This is a genomic window from Luteibacter sp. (assembly GCF_051958795.1).
In the GTDB taxonomy this organism is placed as follows: domain Bacteria; phylum Pseudomonadota; class Gammaproteobacteria; order Xanthomonadales; family Rhodanobacteraceae; genus Luteibacter.
Genome location: NZ_JBQCFT010000259.1, coordinates 1 through 8,870, shown reverse-complemented (window position 1 = coordinate 8,870; position 8,870 = coordinate 1). Strand labels below are relative to the sequence as shown.

10 protein-coding genes are annotated in these 8,870 nt (G+C 67.3%); 3 read left to right on the top strand and 7 right to left on the bottom strand.

What is annotated here, in order from left to right; genetic code table 11:
* Window positions 1–866: metallophosphoesterase family protein (locus tag ACTHLF_RS13680; protein WP_440327898.1), on the top strand; the 866-nt coding region annotated here is incomplete at its 5' end.
* An 85-nt stretch (window positions 867–951) separates the two neighbouring features.
* Here the strand turns inward: ACTHLF_RS13680 and ACTHLF_RS13675 are convergent.
* Both ACTHLF_RS13675 and ACTHLF_RS13670 read right to left on the bottom strand, forming a co-directional pair.
* Window positions 952–1,758: an SDR family oxidoreductase gene (locus tag ACTHLF_RS13675; RefSeq protein ID WP_440327897.1), complete on the bottom strand. Its 807-nt coding sequence runs from the start codon at window positions 1,756–1,758 to the stop codon at window positions 952–954.
* 55 nt (window positions 1,759–1,813) lie between these two features.
* On the bottom strand, window positions 1,814–3,373 hold the full coding sequence (locus ACTHLF_RS13670; RefSeq protein WP_440327896.1) for a POT-type proton-dependent oligopeptide transporter: 1,560 nt from the start codon (window positions 3,371–3,373) through the stop codon (window positions 1,814–1,816).
* A gap of 97 nt (window positions 3,374–3,470) precedes the next feature.
* On the opposite strand from ACTHLF_RS13670, the gene ACTHLF_RS13665 reads away from it, so the two are divergent.
* A complete protein-coding gene (locus ACTHLF_RS13665) occupies window positions 3,471–4,502 on the top strand; it encodes an oxidoreductase (protein WP_440327895.1) in 1,032 nt (343 codons plus the stop codon).
* An 18-nt stretch (window positions 4,503–4,520) separates the two neighbouring features.
* Here ACTHLF_RS13665 and ACTHLF_RS13660 read toward each other — a convergent pair whose 3' ends face one another.
* The 4 genes from ACTHLF_RS13660 to ACTHLF_RS13645 are packed head-to-tail and all read right to left on the bottom strand — an operon-like array spanning window position 4,521 to window position 6,918.
* Window positions 4,521–5,381: a sulfurtransferase gene (locus ACTHLF_RS13660; RefSeq protein ID WP_440327894.1), complete on the bottom strand. Its 861-nt coding sequence runs from the start codon at window positions 5,379–5,381 to the stop codon at window positions 4,521–4,523.
* Window positions 5,375–5,983: a CoA pyrophosphatase gene (locus tag ACTHLF_RS13655; RefSeq protein WP_440327893.1), complete on the bottom strand. Its 609-nt coding sequence runs from the start codon at window positions 5,981–5,983 to the stop codon at window positions 5,375–5,377. Before ACTHLF_RS13655 ends, ACTHLF_RS13660 begins: the two co-directional genes overlap by 7 nt.
* Window positions 5,983–6,177 carry a DUF1289 domain-containing protein gene (locus tag ACTHLF_RS13650; RefSeq protein ID WP_440327892.1) on the bottom strand — a complete coding sequence of 65 codons (195 nt, stop codon included), beginning with the start codon at window positions 6,175–6,177 and terminating at the stop codon, window positions 5,983–5,985. The genes ACTHLF_RS13655 and ACTHLF_RS13650 overlap by 1 nt, the downstream gene beginning before the upstream one ends.
* A 27-nt stretch (window positions 6,178–6,204) precedes the next feature.
* Window positions 6,205–6,918 carry an FKBP-type peptidyl-prolyl cis-trans isomerase gene (locus tag ACTHLF_RS13645; protein ID WP_440327891.1) on the bottom strand — a complete coding sequence of 238 codons (714 nt, stop codon included), beginning with the start codon at window positions 6,916–6,918 and terminating at the stop codon, window positions 6,205–6,207.
* 146 nt (window positions 6,919–7,064) lie between these two features.
* On the opposite strand from ACTHLF_RS13645, the gene ACTHLF_RS13640 reads away from it, so the two are divergent.
* The gene (locus ACTHLF_RS13640) at window positions 7,065–7,847 is read left to right on the top strand and encodes an enoyl-CoA hydratase/isomerase family protein (protein ID WP_440327890.1); all 783 of its coding nucleotides are present in this window, start codon (window positions 7,065–7,067) and stop codon (window positions 7,845–7,847) included.
* Window positions 7,848–7,999: 152 nt separating this feature from the next.
* On the opposite strand, the gene ACTHLF_RS13635 is transcribed toward ACTHLF_RS13640, so the two are convergent.
* Window positions 8,000–8,870 (bottom strand): DUF1684 domain-containing protein (locus tag ACTHLF_RS13635; protein ID WP_440327889.1); only part of this gene is annotated, 871 nt, incomplete at its 5' end.

Genomic DNA, 8,870 nt, shown 5'->3' with positions numbered 1-8,870 from the left:
GACGGCGAGCGCCAGCCCGGGGAGGACCCGGGTTGAGCCTCTTCATGCAGATTTCCGATCCGCATTTCGGCACGGAGCGGCCCGAGGTCGTGGAGGCCCTGCGCCGGCTGATCACGACGATGGCACCCGAGCTGGTCATCCTTTCCGGCGACGTGACCCAGCGCGCGCGTTCGGAACAGTTCGCCGCCGCACGCCGATTCGTCGATAGCTATGCGCGCCCCACCCTGGTGATTCCGGGGAACCATGACGTGCCCCTGTTCAATATGTTCGCCCGGGTATTCGATCCGTTCGGTGGCTTCCGCAAAGCCTTCGGGAAGGATCTCGAACCGGTCCACGCCAGCGCCGATGCACTGGTGATCGGGGTGAACACCGTGCGCGCCCGTCGGCACAAGGATGGCGAGGTGTCCGACGCGCAGATCGCCCGGGTCAGCGCGCGACTGCGTGCGGCGGATGACGCGCAGTTGCGCATCGTCGTCACGCACCAGCCGGTGCACGTCATCCGTGAGAAGGACAAGGCGAACCTGCTGATCAACCACGAGGCCGCGATCCACGCATGGGCCGCGGCGGGCGCCGACCTGGTGCTCGGCGGTCACATCCACCTGCCGTACGTACGGCCGGTGAATTCGGAGCAGCGCGCGCTGGCGAGCGAGCTATGGTCGGTGCAGGCAGGCACCGCCACCTCGACGCGCATCCGCGAAGGCATCAGCAATTCGGTACACGTGATCCGCCACGATCCCGCATCGGATCGCTCGGTATGCCTGGTCGAACAATGGGACTTCGACGAAGGCCGGCAGGATTTCAAGGCCGGGCCGATGACGACGATTCCGCTGGAGCGCTATTCCAGCACGCGAGCACCGCTATCGTAGGAGCTCACCCTGTGAGCGACGCCGTTCGCGACCGCCTTCATGGATGACGACCCGAGGCGAAAGATGTCGCCCACAGGGTGGGCTCCTACACGTACTGCATCTTGCGGGCCATGCCGCCGTCGACGGTGATGTTCTCGCCGGTGATGAAGCCGGCCTGCGAGGAAAGCAGGAACACCGCGAGCGCGCCGATGTCCGGCGGGATCCCTGCACGACCCACCGCGTGCTGCGCATGATCGGCTGCGGAAAGCTTCGGCTTCTTCCGCGCCGAAGGTTTCTTCCAGTCGTCCACCACGATCCACCCGGGGTTAATCGCATTCACCCGCACCGGCCCTGCGCTGATCGCCAGCGCGTGGGTAAACGCGAGCATGCCGCCCTTGCTTGCCGCATACGCCTCGCTGTGCGGCTCGGATTGATGGGCGCGGGTCGAGGCGATGTTGACGATGGCGCCGTTGGCCTTTTTCAACGCGGGCAACGCGTGTTTGCAGCACAGGAACACGCCGCCGAGGTTGGTCTCCAGGCGATGCTTCCAGTCCGCCCAGTCCATCGCCTCGATGGGAGCGTTGTGCGGATCGGCAATGCCGGCATTGTTCACCAGCCCGTCGATGCGGCTGTAGCGGCGCAGTGCGCCCTCAACGAAGCGTTTGACGCTCGCCTCTTTCGCGACATCCAGCACGAAGAACGCGGCGCGATCGCCTGCCTGCCATTCGTCGAGGCAGGCCTTGCCCGCTTCGGCATCGAGATCGCCGATGACGACCGTGCCGCCGGCTTCCAGCACGGCCTGGGCGATGCCCTTGCCGACGCCCTGCGCGCCACCGGTAACCAGCACGACCCTGCCGGGCCATTCGCCCGTGGCGGCCTGGGGGACAGGCGATGCGTGTTTCGGTGTCACCATGGCGCGCTCCGGCAGTAAGGGCGGTGTGCACTCTATACCGTGCGCGCCATGCAGGTTACGTGGAGCGGTAGTAGTCCACGCTGCGGTAGCTCCGCGCATACAGGCCGAAGGCCAGGGCGGCCAGGCCAGCGAACGCGGCGAAGAAGAACATCTGGAACGCGGTGGCGCCGATGCCGGTATGGGCAATGCCAGCGAGCACCGCATCGTTGCGCACGCCCGCGTTCGCCAGCAGGACCCAGAGGTTGCCCACGGTGACGCTGAGCGTCCAGAAGCTCATCAGCGTTCCCTTCATCGCTGGCGGTGCCTGGCTGTAGGCGAATTCCAGGCCGGTCGCGGATACCAGCACCTCGCCCATCGTCAGGAAGACATACGGCAGGATCTGCCACGCGATATGCACGGGATTGCCGCCATCGAGCGCCAGCTGCAGCATGCCCACCACCACCCATGCGACCGCCGAGAACGCGATACCCGCGGTCATCCGACGCAGCGCCGTGGGCTCGATGCCACGGCGGCGCAGCAGCGGGTAAAGCACCAGGTTGTTGAACGGGATCAGCAGCAGGACCAGTGCGGGGTTCACCGCCTGCATCTGCGCGGGGTGCAGCCACGCGGGCGCCTGCATGGCGGTGGCCTGGAGTACCCAGGTCGAAGCCTTCTGGTCGAACAGCGACCAGAACGGCGTGACCAGGGCGAACACCACGAGCACGCGCAGGACGACACCGACGCCTTCGATCGCTTCCGCAGGATGCAGGCCACGCACGCGCTCCAACTGGAGACGCGTGCCGACCACCATGCCCGCGAGCAGCAGCACGAGCGCGACGCACAGCGTGGCGACGATGCCGAGCGTCGGCATGAGCGCCAGCGCAGCGAGCGCGAGCACCAGTGACGCGACCGCCACGACGAGCCCCGGCCTGCCCTGCCCCGGCGCATGCGCCAGCAGCGCACTCTTCACGATCGGGCCGAAGCCGTGCGGATCGTGCCGCGTCGGCGGCACCATGACGTAATGCTTGCGCCCCATCCAGAAGACGATGGTGGCGATGAACATCAGCGCGCCCGGCAGGCCGAACGCCACCTTGGCGCCGTACTCGCGCAGGAAAAATGGCATGAGCAACGAGGCCAGGAACGAGCCCACGTTGATGATCCAGTAGAACGCATCGAACACGACCTTCGCGAGTTGCCGGTTGCTCTCGTCGAACTGGTCGCCGACGAAGGCGGCCACGCATGGCTTGATGCCCCCCGCGCCGAGCGCGATGAGGGCCAGTCCCGTATAGAAGCCCGGCACGCTGTGCTCGAACAGGGCGAGACAAAGGTGGCCCACGCAATACACCAGGCTCAGCCAGAGCACGGTGCGGTACTTGCCGAGGAAGCGGTCCGCCAGCCAGCCACCCAGCAGGGGGAAGAAATACACGCCGATCACGAAGGCGTGGAACACATCCTTCGCCTCCGCCGCCCGCGCCTCGGCGGGCAGGTAAGTCAGCAGGGACATGACCAGGAACGGGGTCAGGATGTTGCGCATCCCGTAGAAGCTGAAACGCTCGCAGCCTTCGTTGCCGATGATGAAGGGGATCTGGCGGGGCAGCCGGGCGCGCGGGGTGGCGTCGATTTCTAGGGTACTCATGGACTTACCGGGTGGCATGCAACAAAGGGCACGATCCTAAACGAAACGCTGAGGCCGGCCGCGCTACGCTTGGGGCCTGTCCACCCCCGGAGCCCCCATGCAACCCATCCCCACTGGACTCATTGGCTACGGCACGGCAGGCGCTTTCTTCCATGCGCCACTGATCGCGGCGGCCGAAGGGCTGCGCCTGGCGGCGATCGGCAGCCGCCGCGTCGAGGAGATTTCGCGCGACTTCCCGGAGGCACGGGCGTACGAAAATCCTCAAGACCTGATCAGCGACCCGGCTATCGAGCTGGTCGTCATCGCCTCGCCGAACGATACCCACGCCGCCCTCGCCCGCGCGGCGCTGGAGGCCGGCAAGCACGTCGTGGTCGACAAGCCATTCACGCTAAACGCAGCGGAGGCGGAGGCACTGATCGCCCTGGCGGCGGACCGGCGCCGGCTCATCTCCGTGTTCCAGAACCGCCGCTGGGATAACGACTTCCTCACCGTGCGTCGCCTCATCGAGGATGGCCGGCTGGGTGAGGTGGTTTATTTCGAAGCCCATTTCGATCGCTTCCGTCCCGAGATCAAGCAGGGCTGGCGCGAGACCGAGGTGCCAGGATCGGGCCTGTTGTATGACCTGGGCGCGCACCTGATCGACCAGGCGCTCGTGTTGTTTGGCGTACCACGCGCGGTCACCGCCGATGTCATGAAGCAGCGCGCCGCCGCGAAGGTCGACGATTACTTCCATGTGGTGCTCGACTACGGCCCTCGCCGCGCGGTGTTGCACGCCTCCGTGCTCGTGCGCGATCCCGGCCCGCGGTATCTCGTGCATGGCGACGGCGGCAGCTTCGTGAAGTACGGCATCGATGGCCAGGAAGCGGCGCTGCGCGAAGGCAAGCGCCCGGGTGGCGCGGGCTGGGGCGAGGATGACCCGGCGATGTTCGGCCGCTTCACCGATGCCGACGGCAGCGCCACCACGATCGACACCCTGCCCGGGCGTTACACCGAGTATTACGAAGGCGTGGCAACGGCGATCCGTGGCGAAGGCGACCTGCCGGTGCTTGCGCAGGAAGCGCGGGACGTTATCCGTGTGATTGAAGCCGCGCAGATTTCAGCACGCGAGCGGCGGACGGTGCCGCTCTAGGAAGCGGAGACGCGGGGATCAATGATCCCCGGTAGCCACGGCCCGGCTACGATCGGACACCCACCCGGACCACGACGGCGCATACAACCGCGACCCGCACAGTCCGGCGTATTCCATCGCCAGCAGGTTGTGGCACGCGGTGACGCCCGAGCCGCACATGTGCACGACCTCTTCGGCGGCATGCGGCCCGATGATCGCTTCGAACGCCTGGCGGAGCTCTTCGGGGCGACGGAAGAAACCTTTCTCGTCGAGGTTGTCGGCGAACGGGCGGTTACGCGCGCCCGGCACATGCCCGGCGACGGGGTCGAGCGGCTCGACATCGCCGCGATAGCGCGGCGCTGCACGGGCGTCGAGCAGGACAAACCGACCATTCGCCAGCTCGGCGGTCAGCTCTTCGGCCGACACGGTGCCCGCTTCATCGAAACAGGCCTCGACGCTGGTGGGCTCGCGCACGGGAACCCGGTTGTCGACAGGCAGCTTCGCTGCGAGCCACGCGGGCCAGCCGCCATCGAGCACGGCGACGTTGTCCAGGCCCGCCAGACGCGCCAGCCACCAGAAACGGGCCGCGGCGAGCGAACCGCCCGCGCTGTCATAAGCGATCACCTGGATATCGGGGCGCCAGCCGATGCGCGAGAGGAAGGCCTCGAAGGCGGCGCGCTCCGGCAACGGATGGCGACCGCGGCCATTCGCCGGCGTCTGCATATCGGCAAGGTCGCGGTCGAGATCCGCGCGCACCGCACCAGCGATGTGCGACTCGGCGTAGTTGCGCTCGCCCATCGTCCGGTCGGCGAGGTCCACGCGGCAATCCACGAAGAGCACTTCATCGGCCGGCAGGTTCGCGGCGGCGGCCGCGTCGATCAGGGTGCGCGAAATCAGCATGGCTGGTGGCCCATCCGCTTCAACAGGTTGAACAACATGGACGCCGTGGCGCCCCAGATGCGATAGCCCGCGTGCAGGAACTCGACCATCTCGCGGTTATGCCCGCGGAAATCCATGCGGTAGCGACGCAGGTTCGCCGGATCGGTGAAGAACGCGAACGGCACTTCGAACACTTCGGCCACTTCACCCGGATCCGGCTTGAGCGGCGCATCGGCAGCGATCCGCGCCACCACCGGGGTGACGCTGAAGCCGCTGATGGTTTCCATGGCTTCGAGGTAACCGAGCGGCGTGACGTAGCGTTCGTCGAGGCCGATTTCTTCGCGGCTCTCGCGCAGGGCGGTCGCGACGACGTCGGCGTCGTCAGCCTCCACGCGCCCGCCGGGGAAAGCGACCTGCCCCGCGTGCTGCTGCAAGGTGTCGGTGCGCAGGGTGAACAGCACGTTCTGCTCGCGGTCGTCGCGGATGCCGATCAGCACCGCAGCGCGCCGGCGTGGCGTGTCGCCGATGAGGCGGACCATGTCATCGTGGTTCCAGCCGTGCGGACCGGGGGGCGCCTCAAGGGGCAGCAGCGCGCCGTGCAGCCTGGCCAGCAACTCGTCCATCAGCCAGCCTGCCGGTGCGGAAGCACTTCGTCCATGATCCAGAGCTTTTCCTGGTCACTGAGCGTGCGCCATGCGGCGATCTCGCCGCCGGTGCGCAGGCAACCCATGCACAGGCCACGCGCATCGAGCCGGCACACACCGGTACAGGGCGTCAGGGGAAGGCTGGCGGTGGGCGGCGGCGGAAGGGTGGCCATGTCGCCGGCCATTCTAGCGCGGCCGGCCTACTGGCGGATGTCCACCAGTTCGATCTCGAACACCAGCGCCTCGTTGGGGCCGATGCGCGGCAGCTCGCCGCGCTCGCCATAGGCCAGCTGCGGCGGGATCACCACTTTCCACTTGTCGCCCACGTGCATGCGCGGGATCACGTCCTGCCAGCCGGGGATCACGCGGTTGACCGTGAAGGTGACGGGCTTGCCGTGCGCGTACGAGCTGTCGAACTCCGTGCCATCGATCAGCGCGCCACGGTAGTTCACGACCACGGTGCTGGTGACCTGGGCCTGCGGGCCGCGCCCGCGCGCCAGCACGTTGTACTGGATACCCGAAGGCAGCGTGACCACGCCGGGCTTCGAGCGGTTCTTCGCCAGGAAATCCGCACTGCGCTGGGCGTTGGCCGTGGCGACGCGACGGAACTCCACGACGGAATCGCGCTGGACCTTCGCATCGAAGTTAACCAGCTGCTGCTGCATCACATCGATGGGCACGCCCGGCGCACGCTTTGCGTAACCATCCTGCAGGGCCTTCACCAGGATGCCGATATCCACGTCGGGCTGGGCGCTGTTCGCGAACTGCGTGCCGATCTGGTAGCCGATGGCGTACGAGAGCTTGGTCTTGTCGAGGGCCGGCGCACCCGGGGCCGGCGCCGGGGGCGCGGACTGGGCGATGGCCGTGCCGCAGCACAACCCCATGGCGATGACTAACAGACGCGAGGGTGACATCCCGTTCTCCGTGGACCCGGATTCCCGGGCACGCGTGGAGGATAGTCCATCGACGCCGGCCCGTGCCCGTATGAGCTAAGACGCCATTCGGGGGCCAAGAGTTCCCCTGTTACCATCCGTGGTCTTTCCCCCACGCCGGAATCACCATGGCCTTCCGCACCCTGAGCACCGCCGACCGCGGCGCTGTCCGTACGATCACCGTCAATCGCCCCGACAAGCTCAACGCGCTCAACCGCGAGACCATCGGCGAGCTGACCCTGGCGTTCAACCAGGCCCGCCTGGACGATGCCGTGCGCGTGGTGGTGTTGGCGGGCGCGGGTGAGAAGGCCTTCGTGGCGGGTGCGGACATCGCCGAGATGACCTCGCTGACGCCGGTGAAGGCGCAGGAGTTCTCGCATGCCGGCCAGGCCCTGATGCGCGGCATCGAGCGCCTCGGCAAGCCGGTGGTGGCGAAGATCCAGGGTTATGCGCTGGGCGGCGGCATGGAACTGGCCATGGCCTGCCACCTGCGCGTCGCCAGCGAGAAGGCGAAGTTTGGCCAGCCTGAGATCGGCCTCGGTCTCATCCCGGGTTTCGGCGGCACGCAGCGCCTGACGCGTCTCACCGGCCGCGGCGTCGCGCTCGAACTCTGCCTGCTCGGCCAGCAGATCGATGCCGCCCGCGCCGAACGGCTGGGCATCGTCACGCGCGTCGTGCCGGCCGATGAACTCGACGCCAGCGTCGACGCCATGGCCGACCAGCTAGCAGCCGCGGCGCCGCTGGCGCTCAAGGGCATCCTGGAAACGATCATCGAAGGCGGCGAATGCGCGCTCGACCAGGGGCTGGCGTTTGAAACGCAGGGCTTTGCCATCGCGTTTTCGACGGAGGATATGCGCGAGGGTACTGCGGCGTTCCTCGAGCGCAGGAAGCCGACGTTCCACGGCAAATGATCTAGTCGCGACACCGTAGGAGCCCACCCTGTGGGCGACGCCGTTCGCAGAAGCGCATCAGGATTCCCGGCGCTATCGCGAAAGATGTCGCCCACAGGGTGGGCTCCTACCTTTGGCGTCACTCGCGATATGCAACAGGATGGAGCCCGCCCTTACGGGTGCCCGCGGTAATTCTTCTCGCCCGCGGTGATTCGCACACCCAGGCGGTTTTCCGGCGGGGCCAGCGGGCACGTTGCGTAGGGCGTGAATGCGCAGGGCGGGTTGCGAGCTTCGTTGAAATCGAGCACCAGCTTGCCGTCCTTCGCCAGCGGCGTATCCAGGAAGCGCGCGGCGCCGTACGTTTCCTTGCCGCTCGTCCGGTCGCCGAACACGAAGAACAGCGAGTCCGGCTCTTCCTGGATCGGATACAGCTCGAAGGTCTGGCCATCGCGGGTGAACACCGCCTTGCCGGGCACCTTTTCCTTGTCGATGGTGCCGAGCACCGAACCTATCTCCAGTTCGTGCGGCGGATCGAACGGCACCCAGTCGGCGACGACGCGCCACGACGGATCGATCGGGAAATAATCCAGGCCGAGGAAGTGCGTGCGGGTCTCGGCGTTCTCGTCCTTCACGCGCAGCGCCTTGCGCCCATCGCGCGCGATGACGAAGAACTGCGCCGAACCGAAGCGCACTTCGGTGGGCTTGTGCCCGGGCGCATCGTCCACGAGCGTAGCGCGCTCGACCTCGCGGCCGTCAACCCGCGCGCCGCTGTTTTTCGCCAGTTCGATCGTCGCCGTACCGCTGTCGTCCAGGGTGATCGTGCCCAGGTGCGCAGGGCCGGCCTTGAGGACGATGTCGTTATCGGCGGCACTGCCTATGCGGTTCGCGCCAGGCTGCAACCACTCGAGGCCGATGAGGCTGAGCCAGCCATCCGGCGCGGTGAGCGTGGCGAGGCGTTCGGCGCGGGCCTTCTCAACCGACGCCTTGAGGTCGTCGGCGGCGAAGGCGTGGCCGCTGACCACGGCGACGGCGGAAGCGAGGGAG